The sequence below is a fragment of the Caballeronia sp. GAFFF1 genome, from assembly GCF_023630705.1.
Lineage (GTDB): Bacteria > Pseudomonadota > Gammaproteobacteria > Burkholderiales > Burkholderiaceae > Caballeronia.
This window is the reverse complement of the sequence record NZ_JALQEM010000023.1, coordinates 1-17,117: the sequence shown is the minus strand read 5'-3', so window position 1 is coordinate 17,117 and position 17,117 is coordinate 1. Positions and strand designations below refer to the sequence as shown.

General features: G+C 64.8%; 15 protein-coding genes and 1 pseudogene. 13 read left to right on the top strand and 3 right to left on the bottom strand.

The features are described 5' to 3' along the window. Window positions 1-18: 18 nt before the first annotated feature. Window positions 19-2,430: a penicillin-binding protein 1A gene (locus NCR37_RS12180; RefSeq protein WP_250473225.1), complete on the bottom strand. Its 2,412-nt coding sequence runs from the start codon at window positions 2,428-2,430 to the stop codon at window positions 19-21. Window positions 2,431-2,681: 251 nt separating this feature from the next. Here NCR37_RS12180 and pilM point away from each other — a divergent pair, with 251 nt between their 5' ends. The 12 genes from pilM to ugpQ all read left to right on the top strand — a co-directional run bounded on the left by pilM (window position 2,682) and on the right by ugpQ (window position 14,794). Continuing rightward, window positions 2,682-3,680 (top strand): type IV pilus biogenesis protein PilM, encoded by a 999-nt coding sequence (gene pilM / locus NCR37_RS12175; protein WP_250473223.1) that lies wholly within the window; start codon window positions 2,682-2,684, stop codon window positions 3,678-3,680. A 62-nt stretch (window positions 3,681-3,742) separates the two neighbouring features. Then, window positions 3,743-4,345, top strand: a complete 603-nt coding sequence (locus NCR37_RS12170) for a PilN family protein (protein ID WP_250473222.1) — start codon at window positions 3,743-3,745, stop codon at window positions 4,343-4,345. Further along, window positions 4,342-5,211 carry a hypothetical protein gene (locus NCR37_RS12165; RefSeq protein ID WP_250473221.1) on the top strand — a complete coding sequence of 290 codons (870 nt, stop codon included), beginning with the start codon at window positions 4,342-4,344 and terminating at the stop codon, window positions 5,209-5,211. The genes NCR37_RS12170 and NCR37_RS12165 overlap by 4 nt, the downstream gene beginning before the upstream one ends. Continuing rightward, the gene (locus NCR37_RS12160; RefSeq protein ID WP_350029060.1) at window positions 5,208-6,740 is read left to right on the top strand and encodes a type IV pilus secretin PilQ; all 1,533 of its coding nucleotides are present in this window, start codon (window positions 5,208-5,210) and stop codon (window positions 6,738-6,740) included. Before NCR37_RS12165 ends, NCR37_RS12160 begins: the two co-directional genes overlap by 4 nt. A gap of 161 nt (window positions 6,741-6,901) precedes the next feature. Next, window positions 6,902-7,408, top strand: coding sequence for a shikimate kinase (locus NCR37_RS12155; RefSeq protein ID WP_502800517.1), 507 nt, complete (start codon window positions 6,902-6,904; stop codon window positions 7,406-7,408). Further along, the gene (gene aroB / locus NCR37_RS12150; protein WP_250473218.1) at window positions 7,408-8,505 is read left to right on the top strand and encodes a 3-dehydroquinate synthase; all 1,098 of its coding nucleotides are present in this window, start codon (window positions 7,408-7,410) and stop codon (window positions 8,503-8,505) included. Before NCR37_RS12155 ends, aroB begins: the two co-directional genes overlap by 1 nt. A 29-nt stretch (window positions 8,506-8,534) precedes the next feature. Continuing rightward, window positions 8,535-9,773: a deoxyguanosinetriphosphate triphosphohydrolase gene (locus NCR37_RS12145; RefSeq protein ID WP_250473217.1), complete on the top strand. Its 1,239-nt coding sequence runs from the start codon at window positions 8,535-8,537 to the stop codon at window positions 9,771-9,773. Window positions 9,774-9,820: 47 nt separating this feature from the next. Beyond that, window positions 9,821-11,146, top strand: a complete 1,326-nt coding sequence (gene ugpB / locus NCR37_RS12140) for a sn-glycerol-3-phosphate ABC transporter substrate-binding protein UgpB (protein ID WP_250473216.1) — start codon at window positions 9,821-9,823, stop codon at window positions 11,144-11,146. Window positions 11,147-11,205: 59 nt separating this feature from the next. Further along, a complete protein-coding gene (ugpA, locus tag NCR37_RS12135; protein WP_250473215.1) occupies window positions 11,206-12,090 on the top strand; it encodes a sn-glycerol-3-phosphate ABC transporter permease UgpA in 885 nt (294 codons plus the stop codon). Then, window positions 12,087-12,932 carry a sn-glycerol-3-phosphate ABC transporter permease UgpE gene (ugpE, locus tag NCR37_RS12130; RefSeq protein ID WP_250473214.1) on the top strand — a complete coding sequence of 282 codons (846 nt, stop codon included), beginning with the start codon at window positions 12,087-12,089 and terminating at the stop codon, window positions 12,930-12,932. Before ugpA ends, ugpE begins: the two co-directional genes overlap by 4 nt. 18 nt (window positions 12,933-12,950) lie before the next feature. Then, a complete protein-coding gene (locus tag NCR37_RS12125; protein WP_250473213.1) occupies window positions 12,951-14,036 on the top strand; it encodes a sn-glycerol-3-phosphate import ATP-binding protein UgpC in 1,086 nt (361 codons plus the stop codon). An 11-nt stretch (window positions 14,037-14,047) separates the two neighbouring features. Beyond that, window positions 14,048-14,794 (top strand): glycerophosphodiester phosphodiesterase, encoded by a 747-nt coding sequence (gene ugpQ, locus NCR37_RS12120; protein ID WP_250473212.1) that lies wholly within the window; start codon window positions 14,048-14,050, stop codon window positions 14,792-14,794. 15 nt (window positions 14,795-14,809) lie between these two features. Here the strand turns inward: ugpQ and NCR37_RS12115 are convergent, their stop codons facing one another. Further along, window positions 14,810-15,187 (bottom strand): glycine zipper domain-containing protein, encoded by a 378-nt coding sequence (locus NCR37_RS12115; protein WP_250473211.1) that lies wholly within the window; start codon window positions 15,185-15,187, stop codon window positions 14,810-14,812. 237 nt (window positions 15,188-15,424) lie between these two features. After that, window positions 15,425-16,150, bottom strand: coding sequence for an OmpW/AlkL family protein (locus NCR37_RS12110; protein WP_502800516.1), 726 nt, complete (start codon window positions 16,148-16,150; stop codon window positions 15,425-15,427). Window positions 16,151-16,357: 207 nt separating this feature from the next. Between NCR37_RS12110 and NCR37_RS12105 the strand changes: the two are divergent. Beyond that, window positions 16,358-17,026: pseudogene (locus NCR37_RS12105) on the top strand (transposase); the annotation flags it as partial. Between the last annotated feature and the right edge of the window lie 91 nt (window positions 17,027-17,117).

Genomic DNA, 17,117 nt, shown 5'->3' with positions numbered 1-17,117 from the left:
GCGCGGGGCGCGCAACGCTCATTGCCCCTTGAACAGATTCATGATGTCCTGCTTTTCCTGCTCGCCGACATCCGGCGCGGGCGCCGTCACGCCCGACACGCCGCCTTCCTGCGGCGGCGCCTGACTGACGCCGATGGTCGCGATGAAGCCGTGGCCCGGCGTCATGTCGTCGTAGTACAGCTCGCCGCCGAGTGATTTCACATCGGGCGGCATCAACGGCTTGTACTCGGGCACGCCTTGCAGCGCGCGGCTCATGTAGTCCATCCAGACCGGCAGCGCGAGCCCGCCGCCCGTTTCCTTGTCGCCGAGGCTGCGCGGATTGTCGTAGCCGACCCACGCGATCGCCACGAGCGAACGCTGATAGCCGGCGAACCAGGCGTCGCGCGAATCGTTCGTCGTGCCGGTCTTGCCGGCCAGATCGCTGCGTTTCAGCTGATTCGTTTTCGCCGCCGTGCCGTGCTGCGCGACGCTTTGCAGCAGGCTGTTCATCACATACGCGTTGCGCGGCGTGATGGCGAGCGGCGCAGTCTGCTGCGCGACGAGCGGTTGCGGATGCGACACGACCGCGCCGTACGGATCGGTGATATCGGCAATCAGATACGGATTCACGCGATACCCGCCGTTCGCGAACACCGCGTAGCCCGCCGCCATTTGCAGCGGCGTGACGAGACCGGCACCGAGCGCCATCGGCAGATAGGCGGGGTGGCGGTCGGCGTCGAAGCCGAAGCGCGTGATGTACTGCTGCCCGTACTTCGTGCCGATGGTGTTCAGAATGCGGATCGACACCATGTTCTTCGACTTCTGCAGCGCGGTGCGCATGGTCATCGGGCCGTCGAAGCCGCCGCCGTAGTTCTTCGGCTCCCACGCCTGGCCGCCGGTTTCCGCGGCGCTGAAGAAGAGCGGTCCGTCGTTGATGATCGTCGCCGGCGACAAACCCTTTTCCAGCGACGCCGAGTAAATGAACGGCTTGAAGCTCGACCCCGGCTGACGCCATGCCTGCGTGACGTGGTTGAACTTGTTCTTGTTGAAGTCGAACCCGCCGACGAGCGCGCGAATCGCGCCGTCCTGCGGCACCATCGAAATGAGCGCGCCTTCCACTTGCGGCAGTTGCGTGATGGTCCAGTCGCCGTCGTCGTTCTTCACGAGCCGCACGATGGCGCCGGGACGAATGCGCTGGTTCGGCTGGGCGCGCGGCGAAAGCGCGTTCGCGACGAAGCGCAGATTGCTGCCGCTCACGGTGGCCACGTTGCCGTCGATGAAGCTCGCCTTCACTTCCTTCATGCTCGCCGCCGTCACCACGGCCGCGACGATCTCGCCGTTGTCCGGATGCTCGGCGAGCGCGTCGTCGATAGCCTGCTCGCGGTCGTCCGCGTTCGACGGCAGATCGATGAAACCCTCCGGCCCGCGATAGCCGTGACGCCGTTCGTAGTCCATCAACCCTTTGCGCACGGCGTGATACGCGGCGTCCTGATCGGCGGAATCGATCGTCGTCACGACGTTGAGGCCGCGCGTGTACGCTTCCTCGCGATACTGCGCGTACATCATCTGGCGCACCATCTCCGCGACGTATTCGGCGTGGACGCTGAATTCACGCCCCTGGCCTTTCACGACGAGCGGCTGCCTGGCCGCTTTTTCGTACTCGTCCTCGGTGATGAAGCCGAGTTCGCGCATGCGCTGAAGAATGTACTCCTGGCGCACTTTCGCGCGCTTCGGATTGACCACCGGGTTATACGCCGACGGCGCTTTCGGCAGACCGGCGAGCATGGCGGCTTCCGCGAGCGTGATGTCCTTGAGATCCTTGCCGAAGTAGACGCGCGCCGCGCTCGCGAAACCGTAGGCGCGCTGCCCGAGATAGATCTGATTCATATACACCTCGAGAATCTGATCTTTCGTCAGTGCGCGCTCGATCTTGTACGCGAGCAGCATTTCATAAATCTTGCGCGTATAGGTCTTTTCGCTCGACAGGAAGAAGTTGCGCGCGACCTGCATGGTGATCGTGCTTGCGCCCTGCGACGCGTGGCCGTTCGTCAGCGCGACGCTGCCCGCGCGCAGAATGCCCGTCAGGTCGACGCCGCCGTGGTCATAAAAACGCGCGTCCTCGATGGCGAGCACGGCCTTCTTCAGATGATCGGGCACGTCTCGAATGCGCACAACGCTGCGGCGCTCTTCGCCGAATTCGCCGATCAGCACGTGGTCCGCCGTATAGATACGCAGCGGCACCTTCGGACGATAGTCGGTGAGTGCTTCGAGCGACGGCAGATTCGGCATCGCGACGACGAGCGCATAGCCCAGCACCAGTCCGGCACAGACGATCAGCGCGAAAACGCCGACGAGAAAACCTAGAAACAGCCGTGTGTACCAGGGGCGTGATGCCTTCTTGGGCCGTTCGGGCGGCGTGGCAGGCGGATTGGTCGGGGAAGAGGATTGCATAGCACCACCAAAAACAGTCCCGCGATTATAGCCGTCCGGGTTTCGGGTTTTTCCTAGGGACTCCAGACACCTGACCGATGCATCGCGCTGGCTTTTCCACCTCCAACAATACCCGCGATAGCCCGGCAAAACATCCTGCCACCGCACGCGTTAGCCATTCGGCCGAATGTTCGCCGTGCGCCGCCGTCCGGACAATTCCTGCAATGCGTGCGCACGAACGGTTCGGCGCGCGAATAAGAGAAGGAGTGGTCATGAGAAACGAAAATGCCTTGCGCGGCACGATGCTGACGGTCACGCGCCGGTTCGCGGCGGGCATCGACGTGAGCGAGGACGCGGTGCGCATCGCCGTGTTGAGCCGGCGTCTGAAACGGGACTCGACGGTGTGCGTCGAGCATCTGGATAAAGTGCCGCTCGCGCCGGGCGCGGTGGTGGGCAGCGATTTCATCGACCGCGCCGCCGTCGTCGCCGCGCTGCGCGAGGTGGTCGCGCGCCTGCCGCAGAACGGCGCGTGGCGGGCGTTGCGTTGCGCCATGGGATTGCCGGCGTCCGCGACGCACACCACGCGCGTGCCGCTCGCGCGCCTGATCGAAACGCGTGAGGCCGACATGGCGACGCTCGGCGCGGACCCGTGCGGACTGCTCGAACCTGCGGTGCTCGCCGAAGCCGAGCGCGTGTCGGGAATCGAGCGCAGCGCGCTGGCGGTCGACTGGTCGGTGCGATCGCGCGAGGGCGGCCAGCCGGACGTTGCCATTTCCGCGACGGCGCGTCAGCACGTCGAAGCACGCGTGGAAACGGCGGCTGCGGCGGGCATCGCGCTGTGCGTCATCGACGGCGAGCCCGCCGCCGCGTTACGCGCGATGCGCCATTCCGGCAGAACGGAGCTGGGTTCCGAGGCGCGCTATCTGGCGTGCTGGCTCGAAGGCGCGGGCTTGCACGGTTGGCTCGTGAACGCGGGCGATGTCGAGCGCGACCTGCTCTATCCGGCGCCGGAGTACGGCAGCGCCTTGGACGCGTTGCGCGATCTGGCGGGCGCCGCGCCGCTCGGCGGCATCTTCGTGGGCGGACAAGAGTATTTGCTCAAACAGGCTGGGCTTTCCGTCGAAGCGCTGACCGAAGTCTTCGGCTGCCCGGCGTTGCCGTTCGAGTCCGCGCCGTATTGCCACGGCGCATCCGGAATCGCAGGTGCACTCAAACATTCGCCGGTCTTCGCGGTGGCCTTCGGGCTCGCGCTACGCGAGGTGCTGCAATGACGAGCGCCGCGATTGTCGAAGGATTCAACCTGCTTCCACATCGAGCGCTAAAACGTCGCTCGATGCGGCGTCAGCGGATCGCAATTCTCGCCGCTGCCGGGCTGACGGGATGCGCGGCGGTCGGCGGCGTCGTGGGCTGGGACGCGTTCGAGCGGGCGCGTCTCGACCACCGCCGCATCGCGCTCGAAGCGACGCTGCGCGCGTCGAGCGCGCAAATCGACGAGCACGCACGCCTGCTGCGCGTCGAAGGCGAACGGCGTCGCGCGCGCGAGGCCGCGCAGCCGCTCGCCGCCCCGCGCGATCAGTTTCTCGCGCTACTCGATGCGCTCGCGGACGGGCCAGCTTCGAGCGAAGTCGCGCTGCAACGCGTCTCGCAACGCACGGACGAAGTGGAGTTGGCCGCGCTTGCACCCGACTCGCAGACGGCGGCGCGCTGGCTCAAGCGTCTGGAAGGGCTGCGCGGCGTGCAATCGGTGGAAGTCGTGGAGATGAAGCGGCGTGCCGAAACGGTGTCGCCGGGCAGGCGCGAAGTCGTCGCGCCCGTTGCGCCCGTTGCGCCCGCCGCCGACCGTTACGAGTTCACGGCGCTGGTGCGCTATGCGCAGGCGGCGAGTAAGCCGATACCGGCGAGCAGCAAAGCGTCGATCACGAGGAGGACCCGATGAACACGATCAGCATGAATTTCCCCACGCGGCAGCGCCAGCCGATTCTTCAGCCGCTTGATCGATGGTCGAAACGCAGAACCGCGATCACTGCGGTGGCGCTTGCATTCGTTGTATGCGCGCTGGCTCTGCAAGCCTGGCGGAACGCCGGCTTGAGTCAGCGCGATGCGAGCCGCGCCGCGCTCGCCGCGACGCAGCGCAAGCTGGACGACGCAGGGCGCGTGGCTGCCGAACTGCCGGATCTGCGAACGCGCGTGGGGGCCAGCGCGATGCAGCCCGAACACTGGACGGCCGGGGATGCGCTGCACGCCGTCGCCGCGCTCGCCGCGCAGAACGGGCTGCGCGTGACCGAGATCGATCCGCAAGCTTCGAAAAGCGGCACGCCGAACCCGGCGCCGACGCCGGCGCCCTCGGAACGCGCGTTGACGTTTCGCGCGGAAGGCGCCTTTCCCGAGATCCGACGCTTTCTGGAGGCGCTTTCCGGACTGCCACGCCTGGTCGTGCCCGAGGCGGTTCAGATTAGGCGGCAGGCGGGCGCGCTGACCCTCGACGCGACGCTGCGCATCCACGACACATTGCCCGCCGTGCCGCTCGCGCAGCCGCCGCGCATCGACGCGTTCATCGTCGATCCTTTCGCAAAGGAGAGCGCCGCCGGCTTTTCGCGCGGCGCGGGCATGCTGCTCGTGGGCACGCTCGTCGGACGGCATCGCGCGATGGCGCTCGTGCAGAGCGCCAAGAGCGTCGAGCATGTCGAGCCGGGCCAGACAATCGGCGATGAGCGGCTCCAGCGCGTGCAGCCGCGCGTCATCGAGCTGGTGAGCGGCGAAGGCGCACTGCGCGCGCTGACCTTCGCGGAGGACGGCAAGTGAGCGCGGCCGTTTCGATCTTCCGCGCGATCGGCGTCGCTGCGCTCGTGATTGCGGGCGCGGTGAACGCGGCCGAAAGCGGCGATGCGCCTGTTGCGCCGTTGCCGCCGCTGCCCGCATCGTTCGACACCTTGCCGACCGACCAGTTCGCCATCGATACGAGCGTGCCTGCCGCGTCGGCGTCGCCCGTCATCGTGCCGTCGCCGCCTGCGGCCACGGCCGCGCAGCCGGCCGCCAGTGCCGACGAGCCGCTCGAAGGCCCGCCCGTGCCGCTGCCGAAGCGGCAACGCCTGAGCGCATCGGATAATGCACGCCCCGCCGCCGACGACGGCAAGCCGATCACGCTCGACCTCAAGAACGCGGACCTGAGCGCCGCGCTGCAGAGCTTCGCGCGCTTCACCGGGCTCAACATCATCGCGAGCGAGAAGGTGCGCGGTCAGGTGTCGATCAACTTGGCGGCGGTGCCGTGGCGGCGTGCGTTCGATACGCTCCTCGACGTCAACGGGCTTGCCATGGAGCAGCACGGCAACGTGATCTGGGTCGCGCCGCTCGCCGAGCTCGCCGCCCGCGAAAAGCTGCGATACGAAGCGCATGCGCGCGCCGCCGATCTCGAACCGCTCGCGAGCCGCACGTTCCTGCTGCGCTATCCGCGCGCCGAAGACGTGCGCAAGCTGCTCACCGGCTCCGGCACGCAGCGCGTGCTGTCCAAGCGCGGTTCCGCGATGGCCGATGCCCGCACCAACCTGCTCTTCGTCACCGACCTCGACGCACGCGTGCAGCAGATCGCCGATTTGATCGCCTCGATCGACAAACCGACGCCGCAAGTCATGATCGAAGCGCGGATCGTGGAGGGCGAGACCGGGTTGTCGCGCAATCTCGGCGTGAAACTGGGCGTCGCGCCGACGGGCGATGCGGCGCGCGGCATCGCGGGCGGCAAGGACGGCGTGGTATACGATCTGTCGGCGCAGCCTCTCAATGGCTTCGACGCGGCCACGGCGGGCCTCACGCTCTTTGCCGCGCAAGCCACGCGTCTATTGGATATTCAACTGAGCGCGCTCGAGGCCGAAGGGCGCGGGCAGGTCGTGTCGCGGCCGCGCGTCGTGACGGCGGACCGCGCGAAGGCCATCGTCGAGCAGGGCACCGAGCTGCCGTATCAGGCGAAAGTCGGCAATGGCGTCTCCGGCGTGCAGTTTCGCCGCGCTGCGCTCAAACTGGAGGTCGAGCCGCAGATTACGCCGCACGGTCATGTCGTGCTGGATCTGGATGTAGCGAAGGACAGCGTCGGCGAACAGACCGTGTCGGGGCCCGCCATCAATACGAAGCACGTGCAGACGCGCGTCGAAGTGGAGGACGGCGGAACCGTGGCGATCGGCGGCATCTATTCGGACGATGACCGCGAGGACGTGACAGGCGTGCCGGGACTGATGAGGCTGCCGCTCATCGGCTGGCTTTTCCGTCACGACGCGCGGCGAAGGTCTCATAGCGAGCTCGTCATCCTTATCACGCCGCATGTGATTGCGTCGGACGGATAGCGGCTCGCTGACGGCCGGGTGCGGGGCAGATCGGCGCGGCGGGCGCGACTCGACAAAGCGGGCGGTTTGCCCTTAAGCTGCCGCACGAACAAATTCGATACCGTAAAGGATTGACGTTGCAGGAAGGGCACGCGAACGCGAACATTTTTTTCGTCGGACTCATGGGGGCGGGTAAAACCACCGTGGGCCGCGCGGTTGCGCGCCGTTTGCAGCGCGATTTCATCGATTCGGACCTGGAAATCGAGGCGCGCACTGGCGCGCGTATCCCGGTGATCTGGGAACTGGAAGGCGAGAGCGGCTTTCGTCAGCGCGAAGCCAATGTCATCGACGAGCTGTCGCAAAAGAGCGGCATCGTGCTCGCAACGGGCGGCGGCGCGGTGCTGCGGCCCGAGAACCGGGAACATCTGAAGAATCGCGGCATCGTTATCTATCTGCGCGCCAATCCGCACGATCTCTGGCAGCGCACGCGCCGGGACAAGAACCGGCCGCTTTTGCAGACAGACGACCCGCGCGGCAAGCTGGAAACGCTGTTCCGAACACGCGACCCGCTCTATCACGAGTGCGCGCACTTCGTCGTGGAAACGGGCCGCCCGACCGTCAACGCGCTCGTCAACATGGTCCTGATGCAACTGGAGGTGGCCGGCGTCATCAAGTCGGCTGAGTCATAATGTCCGCCATGATTACCCCAACGATCACCGTCAACGTCGAACTGGGCGAGCGCGCCTATCCCATTCATATCGGCGCGGGTCTGATCGGCCGCCCCGAACTTTTCGCGCCGCATATCAAGGGTTCGTCGGTCGCGATCGTCAACAATTCCACGGTCGATCCGCTCTACGGCGACGCCTTGCGCGCCGCGCTCGAACCGCTCGGCAAGAAGGTGACGACCGTTGTGCTGCCCGACGGCGAAGCCCACAAGAACTGGGAAACGCTCAACACCATCTTCGACGCGCTGCTGTCGAATCGCGCCGACCGCAAGACCACGCTGATCGCGTTGGGCGGCGGCGTCGTCGGCGACATGACCGGCTTCGCGGCGGCGTGCTACATGCGCGGCGTGCCGTTCATTCAGGTGCCGACCACGCTGCTGGCACAAGTGGATTCGTCGGTGGGCGGCAAGACCGGCATCAACCATCCGCTCGGCAAGAACATGATCGGCGCGTTCTACCAGCCGCAAGCGGTCATCGCGGATATCGGCGCGCTGCATACGCTGCCTGCGCGCGAACTGGCGGCGGGCATCGCGGAAGTCATCAAGACGGGCGCAATCGCCGATGCCGAATTCTTCGACTGGATCGAAGCGAACATCGGCGCCTTGAACGACCGCGACGAGCGGGCGCTCGCGCACGCGGTCAAGCGGTCGTGCGAGATCAAGGCTTCGGTGGTGGCGTCGGACGAGCGCGAGGGCGGACAGCGCGCCATCCTCAATTTCGGTCACACGTTCGGCCACGCCATCGAAGCCGGCCTCGGCTACGGCGAATGGCTGCACGGCGAGGCCGTCGGCTGCGGCATGGTGATGGCGGCGGACCTTTCCGTGCGCCTCGGCAGGCTCGACGACGCCGCGCGCAAGCGGCTCGTGCGCGTGATCGAAGCGGCGAAGCTGCCTGTCCGCGCGCCGAAGCTCGGCGACGACCGTTACATCGACCTCATGAAGGTCGACAAGAAAGCCGAAGCTGGCGAGATCAAATTCATCCTGCTGACCCGCTTCGGCGCGACGGAAATCACCGGCGCGCCCGATCAGGCCGTGCGCGAAACGCTCGCTGCCAGCGTCTGACCAATCGGGCATCAGCCGGGACCACGACGATGCACGACGAAGCGGAGCCACCGGTGAGCGAAACAGAAGCTGGATTTGGAGTGCCTTCGTCGCTTGCGCTCGAAGCGCATCTCGCGCCGTACGCGGCGCGGTCGGCGTTGTCGCGCGGGCGCCGGCATGCGGAGCCGCCGCCCGCCGCCCGCACGGAGTTTCAGCGCGACCGCGACCGCATCGTGCATTCGACCGCGTTTCGCCGCCTCGAATACAAGACGCAGGTCTTCGTCAATCACGAAGGCGACCTCTTTCGCACGCGTCTCACGCATAGTCTGGAAGTCGCGCAGATTGCGCGGTCGGTCGCGCGCAATCTGCGGCTGAACGAAGATCTGGTCGAAGCGATATCGCTCGCGCACGATCTCGGCCATACGCCGTTCGGTCATGCCGGCCAGGACGCGCTCAACGAATGCATGCGCGGTCATGGCGGCTTCGAACACAATCTGCAGAGTCTCGCGGTCGTGGATCAACTCGAAGAGCACTACGGCGCGTTCAATGGCCTGAACCTGTGCTTCGAAACGCGCGAAGGCATTCTCAAGCATTGCTCGCGCGAGAATGCGCGGCAACTCGGCGATCTCGGCGAGCGGTTCCTCGCAGGCAAGCAGCCTTCGCTCGAAGCACAGATCGCGAATGTCGCCGATGAAATCGCGTACAACAATCACGACGTGGACGACGGCCTGCGCTCCGGCCTCATCACGCTCGACCAGCTCGCGGAAGTGAGCGTGTGGCACACGCATTTCGAAGCGGCACGCGCGGAGTTTCCCGCCATCGAAGGGCGCAGGCTGATTCACGAGACCATTCGGCGAATCATCAACACGCTGATCGTCGATCTGATCGAAGCCACGAGCCGCAATCTCGCGCGCGCCGCGCCCGCCTCGCTCGACGACGTGCGCAATGCGCCGCCGCTCGTCGCCCATAGCGACGAAGTCGCCGCGCAAGCCGCCACGCTGAAGCGTTTCCTGTTCAAGAACCTGTACCGGCACTACCGCGTCATGCGCATGGCCAATAAGGCAAGGCGCGTCGTGACCGGTCTCTTCGACGCCTTCACCGACGATCCGCGCCTTCTGCCGCCGGCGTATCAGGCGCGCATTGCGGCAGCGGAGGAGTCGGCGAACGATCCCGCCGCGCCCAGCCACAACAGCACACAGGCGCGGCTCATCGCGCATTACATCGCGGGCATGACGGATCGGTACGCACTGAAAGAATATCAACGCCTGTTTGTCATCGACAACAACTAACATTGCGCGTTTAACGCGCAGACGTTCGACAACCGGAGACTCACTCGATGCGATGCATGCCCTCGTTCCGTTCCCTCTCGGCCGCGGCCATTCTGGCTTTCGGCGCTAGCACGGCGGCTCACGCCGCGACGGAAATCCAGTTCTGGCACGCGATGGAAGCCGCCCTCGGCGAGCGCGTCAACGACATTGCGAACGACTTCAATGCATCGCAGAGCGATTACAAGATCGTGCCGGTATTCAAAGGCACGTATGACCAGACGCTCGCGGCGGGCATTGCAGCGTATCGCAGCGGCAACGCGCCCGCGATCCTGCAAGTCTATGAGGTCGGCACCGCGACGATGATGCAGGCGAAGAAGGCCGTGCTTCCGGTCTACGACGTCTTCAAGCAGGCGGGCGTGCCGCTCGACGAGAAAGCGTTCGTGCCGACCATCTCCGGCTATTACAGCGACGCGAAGACCGGGCATCTCATCTCGATGCCCTTCAACAGTTCCACGCCGGTCCTCTACTACAACAAGGACGCGTTCAAGAAGGCGGGCCTCGATCCGAACCAGCCGCCGAAGACCTGGGCCGATGTCGAAGCCGATGCGAAAAAGCTGAAGGCTGCGGGCTACTCGTGCGGGTATTCTTCCGGCTGGCAGAGCTGGATTCATCTCGAGAACTACAGCGCGTGGCACGCCGCGCCGTTCGCATCCAAGAACAACGGCTTCGATGGCCTCGACGCCACGCTCGAATTCAACAAGCCGCTGCAGGTCGCGCATATCCAGTTTCTTCAGAACATGGCGAAGGACGGCACGTTCACCTATGTCGGCCGCAAAGACGAGCCCGTCTCCAAGTTCTATAGCGGCGACTGCGGGATCATCACGAATTCGTCGGGATCGCGGGCGACCATCCAGAAGTACGCGAAGTTCGAGTACGGCGTCGGCATGATGCCGTACGACGCCAGCGTGAAGGGCGCGCCGCAGAACGCGATCATCGGCGGCGCGAGTCTGTGGGTGCTTTCGGGCAAGGACCCGGCGGTGTACAAGGGCGTCGCGAAGTTCCTCGCGTATCTTTCGTCGCCGAAGGTGGCGGCGAAGTGGCATCAGGACACGGGTTATCTTCCGGTAACGACTGCCGCCTACGAACTCACGCAGAAGCAGGGCTTCTACGACAAGAACCCCGGCGCGGACATCGCCATCAAGCAGATGTTGAACAAGCCGCCGCTTGCCTACACGAAGGGCTTGCGCCTCGGCAACATGCCGCAGATCCGCACGGTCGTCGATGAGGAACTGGAGCAGGTCTGGGCGGGCAAGAAGACGCCTCAGCAGGCGCTCGATTCTTCCGTGCAGCGCGGCGACGAACTTCTGCGCCGCTTCGAGAAAAGCGGCGGCTGAACAAGACGCGCGACGCTTAAGCGCCCGCGACTCGCGCGGGCGCGCTTCAGGACATGTCAATGGAAAAACGGTCCCGTTTCGACGCGAGCGTCTTGCCGTATCTGCTCGTCGCGCCGCAACTCGCCATCACGGCGCTCTTCTTTCTGTGGCCGGCGGGCGAGGCGCTTTTTCAGGCAACGCAAAGCCAGGACGCATTCGGCACATCGAGCGAATTCGTCGGGCTCGCGAACTTCAGGCAGCTTTTCGCGGACCCGCTCTATCTTTCGTCGTTCAGTACGACGATGATTTTCTGCGCGCTCGTCACCGTATCCGGCCTCGTGATATCGCTTGTGCTTGCCGCCTGCGCGGATCGCGTGACGCGTGGCGCGAAGGCGTATCAAACGCTGCTCATCTGGCCGTATGCGGTCGCGCCCGCCATCGCTGCGGTGCTGTGGTCGTTTCTCTTCAATCCGAGCATCGGGCTCGTGACCTATGCGCTCGCCAAGCAAGGCATCGTCTGGAATCACGCGCTCAATGGCACGCAGGCGATGTTTCTCGTCGTGCTCGCGTCCGTCTGGAAGCAGGTCAGCTACAACTTCCTGTTCTTCTACGCCGGGCTTCAGGCGATTCCTCGATCGCTGATCGAAGCCGCCGCCATCGATGGCGCCGGTCCCGTGCGGCGCTTCTTTGGCATTGCGCTGCCGCTCCTGTCGCCGACGACGTTCTTCCTGCTCGTCGTCAATCTGGTCTACGCGTTCTTCGATACGTTCCCCGTGATCGACGCCGCGACGGGCGGCGGACCCGCGCAATCGACCAAAACGCTCATCTACAAGATCTTCGCGGAAGGCTTTCAGGGCCTCGACATCGGAAGTTCGGGCGCGCAGTCCGTCGTGCTGATGATGATCGTCGTGGCGCTCACCATCGTGCAGTTCCGTTTCGTCGAACGCAGGGTGCAATATTCATGATCGAGAACCGCCGCGGCTTAGATATCTTCTGTCATGCGGTGCTGATACTCGGCGTCGCGCTGATCGTGTTTCCGGTCTACGTCGCGTTCTGCGCGGCCTCGATGAGCGCGAAAGAAGTCTTCACCGTGCCGCTTTCGCTCCTCCCGAGCACGCATCTGTTCGAGAATGTCGCGCACATCTGGACGCACGGCAGCGGCAACGCCGCCGCGCCGTTCGGACGCATGCTCGTCAACAGTCTCGTCATGGCGCTCGTCATCTCCATCGGCAAGATCGCGGTGTCCATCATTTCGGCGTATGCCATCGTGTTCTTCCGCTTTCCGTTCAAGAACCTCGCGTTCTGGCTCATCTTCGTCACGCTGATGCTGCCAGTCGAAGTGCGCATCTTTCCGACGGTGCAGGTCGTTTCGTCGATGCATCTCGCGAACACGTATGCGGGCCTGACGCTGCCGCTCATCGCTTCGGCAACGGCCACGTTCCTGTTCCGTCAGTTCTTCATGACGCTGCCCGACGAACTGATGGAAGCGGCGCGCATCGACGGCGCGGGGCCGCTGCGCTTTTTTTGGGACGTGGTGCTGCCGCTTTCGAAGACGAACATTGCGGCGCTTTTCGTCATCACGTTCATCTATGGCTGGAATCAGTATCTCTGGCCCATTCTCATCACCAACGAGCAGTCGCTGCAAACGGCGGTGGTCGGCATCAAGAGCATGATCGCCTCGGGCGATACGGCGACCGAGTGGCATCTCGTCATGAGCGCGACGCTGCTCGCGATGCTGCCGCCGCTCGCGGTCGTGTTGACGATGCAGCGGTGGTTCGTGCGCGGCCTCGTCGATGCGGAAAAATAATAAGGAGAACAGGGTTCAATGGCTGCGCTGACACTCCAGGGCGTCAAGAAAACGTACGACGGCAAGCAGTACGTACTGCATGGCATCGACGTGGCGGTGAACGATGGCGAGTTCGTCGTGATGGTCGGGCCTTCGGGCTGCGGCAAGTCGACGCTTCTGCGCATGGTCGCGGGTCTCGAAAGCGTGTCGGAAGGCACGATCGAGATCGGCGGGCGCGTGGTGAACAAGCTGGAGCCGAAAGATCGCGACATCGCGATGGTCTTTCAGAATTACGCACTTTATCCGCACATGAGCGTCGCACAGAATATGGCGTATGCGCTGAAGATCGGCGGCGCGGACCGCGCGACCATCGAGAGCCGCGTCGCGAATGCCGCGCGTATTCTCGAACTCGAACACCTGCTCGCGCGCAAGCCGCGCGAGTTGTCGGGCGGGCAACGTCAGCGCGTGGCAATGGGGCGCGCGATCGTCCGCGAGCCGGCCGTCTTTCTCTTCGACGAGCCGCTCTCGAATCTCGATGCCAAGCTGCGCGTGCAAATGCGCCTCGAAATCCAGCGCCTGCATGCGCGTCTCGCCACCACGAGCCTGTATGTGACGCACGATCAGATCGAAGCCATGACGCTCGCGCAGCGCGTCATCGTGATGAACAAGGGCCGCGCGGAGCAGATCGGCGCGCCGACCGAAGTGTACGAGCGTCCCGCGTCGGTGTTCGTCGCCAGCTTCATCGGTTCGCCCGCGATGAATCTGCTCGAAGGCCGCTTGTCGGAAGATGGTTCGGTGTTCGAAGTGGCGCGCGGCGGGCCGAAGCTCCCGGTTGCGGGCGCACATGGCTTGACGCGCGAGATGTGCGGGCGCGAGTGGATCATGGGCATTCGCCCGGAGCACATGACGCCCGGTTATATCGAAACGGCTAGCGCCACGCTGGACGTCGATTCGGTGGAATTGCTCGGCGCGGACAATCTCGCGCATGGGAAGTGGGGCAAGCATGAGGTGGCGGCGCGCTTGCCGCATGCGCATCGGCCGCAGCGGGGCGAGAAGCTGCTGGTTTCGGTGCCGGCGCGGCAACTCCACTTCTTCGATCCGGATACCGGGTTGCGCGCCAATTGAGGAGAACCGCGATGAGAACCTGGCCGTATCCCGCTATCGTCGCGCATCGCGGCGGCGGCAAGCTCGCGCCGGAGAACACGCTCGAAGGCATCCGGACGGGCGCGCGTCTCGGCCTGAAGATGATCGAATTCGATGCGAAGCTGTCGGCCGACAATGTCGTGTTCCTGCTGCATGACGACGACGTGGACCGCACGTCCAACGGCCACGGCGCGGCGAGGTCGATGCCCTACGCGCAATTGCGCGCGCTCGACGCGGGGTCGTGGTTCAGCGAGGAATTTGCCGGCGCGCACATGCCGACGCTCGCGGAAGTGCGCGAGCAATGCGCGTCGCTAGGTCTGGCTGCGAACGTGGAGATCAAGCCGTGTCCGGGGCGCGAAGTCGAAACAGGCGAACTGGTCGCGCGTGAGGCGGCGCGTCTCTGGAATGGCGCCGAGCCCGCGCCGCTGCTGTCATCGTTTTCGTTCGAGGCGCTGGAAGCCGCGCGCGCCGCCGCGCCCGATCTGCCGCGCGGCATGCTGTTCGAGCGCGTGCCGGCAGACTGGCGCGCGCAGACCGCGGCGCTCGCGTGCGTCTCGCTGCATGCGGACCATCGTTCGCTCGACGAAACGCTCGTGCGCGACATCCGCGACGCGGGCCTGCGCGTGCTCGCCTACACCGTGAACGATCCCGAGCGGGCGCGCCTGCTCGCGCGATGGGGCGTCGATGCGATCTGCACGGACCGCATCGACATCATCGGCGCCAAGTTTCTCGACAGCTAGCCGAAGACAGAACCGTCAGCGGGCGCGCGCCAGCAGCACGCCCGCGAGCAACGCGAGACCGCCGACCAGCGCGATGGTTCGCCACGGCCTGTCGCGCAAGTAAGCGTCGGCGTCGTCCATGACCGCGGCGGCGCGCTCGCGCACGGCCGCTTGCGAATCGTTCAGACGGGCGCGGGCCGCGTCCACTTGGTCACTGATGCGCGCGCGCAGCCTCGCGGCATCGGCAGACGCGCCTTCGCCCAAGGTCTCTTCGAGCTCGGAGAGCAGCGCGCGCAGCTCGGTGCCGATATCTTCAGCAGCGTCGCGGCCGTGCCGCGCCATGCGGCGTGCGCGGCGGCTCGTGCTGTTCCATGAATCTCCGATGGCGTCTCGCGTGTTAGGCAGTGCGTTCATGTTCGCTCCGTCGATGGATGAATCGTGGATGGATGACACTCCGCTTTCGCGGCGGAAAGTGCCATTGAGCAAATTGGATGCCGGTATCAGCGCGTGATGCGCACGCCGTCGACGCGTAATTAGTGCATGGCATGCGCCGCCGCGCAAGTCACATTTACAAGGCGCGTGTAAAAGCAAACGCCGTCATGCTGATTGCACGACGGCGTTCGGACTGCATAGCGACCGCTGCTCGCGCGATCAGAAACGATAGCCGACGCGCAGATACGTCACGATCGGATTGATGGTGATCTTCGCCTGCGATTGCACGTTAAGCGTGCCGACAGGCGTCTGCGCTTGCGTGCTCAACTTGGCGGTCGCCTTCAACGGAATGAAGGACACGGAGAACGCCGCGAACCAGTGTTGTGTGAAATTGTACTGAGCGCCCAGATTGAAGACCGGTGCCCACGAACTATCCGTATCGACGGTGGTCGGACCATGCAGCACGGTGCTCTCGAATGCGCTGTTCGAAATCTGCGCATCGGTGAACCAGGTGCGTGTCACGCCAATGCCGGCGAACGGGCGGAACTTCGCGTCAGGAGCGTTGAAGAAGTATTTGAACAGCAGCGTGGGACTCCACTGCTTGGCGCTGCCGATCTTGCCGTACTGCGAGAGCGTTCCGGTTCCGTTGAGATCGAAGCTGGGCGGAATGCCCATCTCCAGTTCGGTGGCGATGTGGTCGGTGACGAAGTAGCCCAGCGTGAAGCCGGCGGTATCAGCGCTTCCGATGCCGGCACCCGTGCCGGGTACGCTGATATTAACGGGAGATCCGCCTACACTTGTTTCTTTGAGCGGACCGCTGCTGTCTTGCGGTGCAAAGTGAAACCAGCCTGCAGTTGCGTAAATGGACCCAGCCGATTGCGCGTGTGCCGCGGTGGACACGCATGCGAGTGCTGCGATCCCCGCCATGACTTGTTTTATTTTCAATTTGTGCTCCTCCTGAAAGCACGCTCATTATGAACACATCATTTCAAAGTCACCATAGCGGCACGGTAGAGCATTTTCCCTAGGGCGAAAGACCGCTTCGGAGTCCCGTTGCACGGCCCTTGCATGCGTCTTGTGTCCCCGCTGCAGCAGCGTCTCCAGTCAGCCCCCGCTTGGGGTAACACAAACGCGACCCATGGAATATCCAGAATGGCACGGCTTGCACGACTCTACGTCCCCGAACAGCCGCAGCATGTCATCCTGCGCGGTCTCGACCAGCAGCCCGCCTTCGTCGACGACCAGGACTACGAGCTTTTCATCGAATGCCTGAGGACGGCCTCACGCGATCACCATCTCGCCATCCACGCTTATGCGCTGATGCCGCAAGCCGTCCATCTGCTCGTCACGCCCCGCGACGAGGCCAGCTTGCCCAAGGCGATGCAGGCGGTCGGCCGGCGTTACGTCGCGCACTTCAACCGGCGTTACACGCGGCGCGGCACATTGTGGGAAGGCCGGTATCGCGCGACGGTCATCGAGGGAGAGCGGTACTTTCTGCTTGCCACGCGCGTCGTCGAAATGGCGCCGGTGCGCGCGCAGCTCGTGGCGTCGCCGCAGGACTACAAGTGGTCGAGCTACCGACATCACATCGGGCTTACGGTGGATTCGCTCATCACGGACCACTCCCTGTTCTGGCTGCTCGGCAACACGCCGTTCGAGCGTCAGCACGCGTACAAGGAACTGAGCGAGCAACCGCTCGACGAGCGCGAGACGACCCGTCTGCTTCAGGCGACGCTCAAAGGCTGGGTTCTCGGCAGCGATTCGTATCGCGAGTGGGCGGCGCGCGCCGCGAACCGCCCCGTGTCGCCGCGGCCGGGCGGGGGGGGGGGGGGGGGGGGGGGGGCGGCCCCCGACTTTTTCGTCGCCGCGGGCCGTAGAAAAACCCGCCCACACGTCTCGCTTGAGAGTAATT

Coding starts and splice junctions, on each gene's coding strand:
- pilM (WP_250473223.1), top strand. CDS start 2,682: ATGAGAAACGAAAATGCCTTGCGCGGCACGATGCTGACGGTCACGCGC.
- NCR37_RS12115 (WP_250473211.1), bottom strand. CDS start 15,187: ATGAACGCACTGCCTAACACGCGAGACGCCATCGGAGATTCATGGAAC.
- NCR37_RS12170 (WP_250473222.1), top strand. CDS start 3,743: ATGCGGCGTCAGCGGATCGCAATTCTCGCCGCTGCCGGGCTGACGGGA.
- NCR37_RS12145 (WP_250473217.1), top strand. CDS start 8,535: ATGCACGACGAAGCGGAGCCACCGGTGAGCGAAACAGAAGCTGGATTT.
- aroB (WP_250473218.1), top strand. CDS start 7,408: ATGTCCGCCATGATTACCCCAACGATCACCGTCAACGTCGAACTGGGC.
- ugpE (WP_250473214.1), top strand. CDS start 12,087: ATGATCGAGAACCGCCGCGGCTTAGATATCTTCTGTCATGCGGTGCTG.
- NCR37_RS12180 (WP_250473225.1), bottom strand. CDS start 2,430: ATGCAATCCTCTTCCCCGACCAATCCGCCTGCCACGCCGCCCGAACGG.
- NCR37_RS12155 (WP_502800517.1), top strand. CDS start 6,902: ATGGGGGCGGGTAAAACCACCGTGGGCCGCGCGGTTGCGCGCCGTTTG.
- NCR37_RS12165 (WP_250473221.1), top strand. CDS start 4,342: ATGAACACGATCAGCATGAATTTCCCCACGCGGCAGCGCCAGCCGATT.
- NCR37_RS12125 (WP_250473213.1), top strand. CDS start 12,951: ATGGCTGCGCTGACACTCCAGGGCGTCAAGAAAACGTACGACGGCAAG.
- ugpQ (WP_250473212.1), top strand. CDS start 14,048: ATGAGAACCTGGCCGTATCCCGCTATCGTCGCGCATCGCGGCGGCGGC.
- ugpA (WP_250473215.1), top strand. CDS start 11,206: ATGGAAAAACGGTCCCGTTTCGACGCGAGCGTCTTGCCGTATCTGCTC.
- ugpB (WP_250473216.1), top strand. CDS start 9,821: ATGCGATGCATGCCCTCGTTCCGTTCCCTCTCGGCCGCGGCCATTCTG.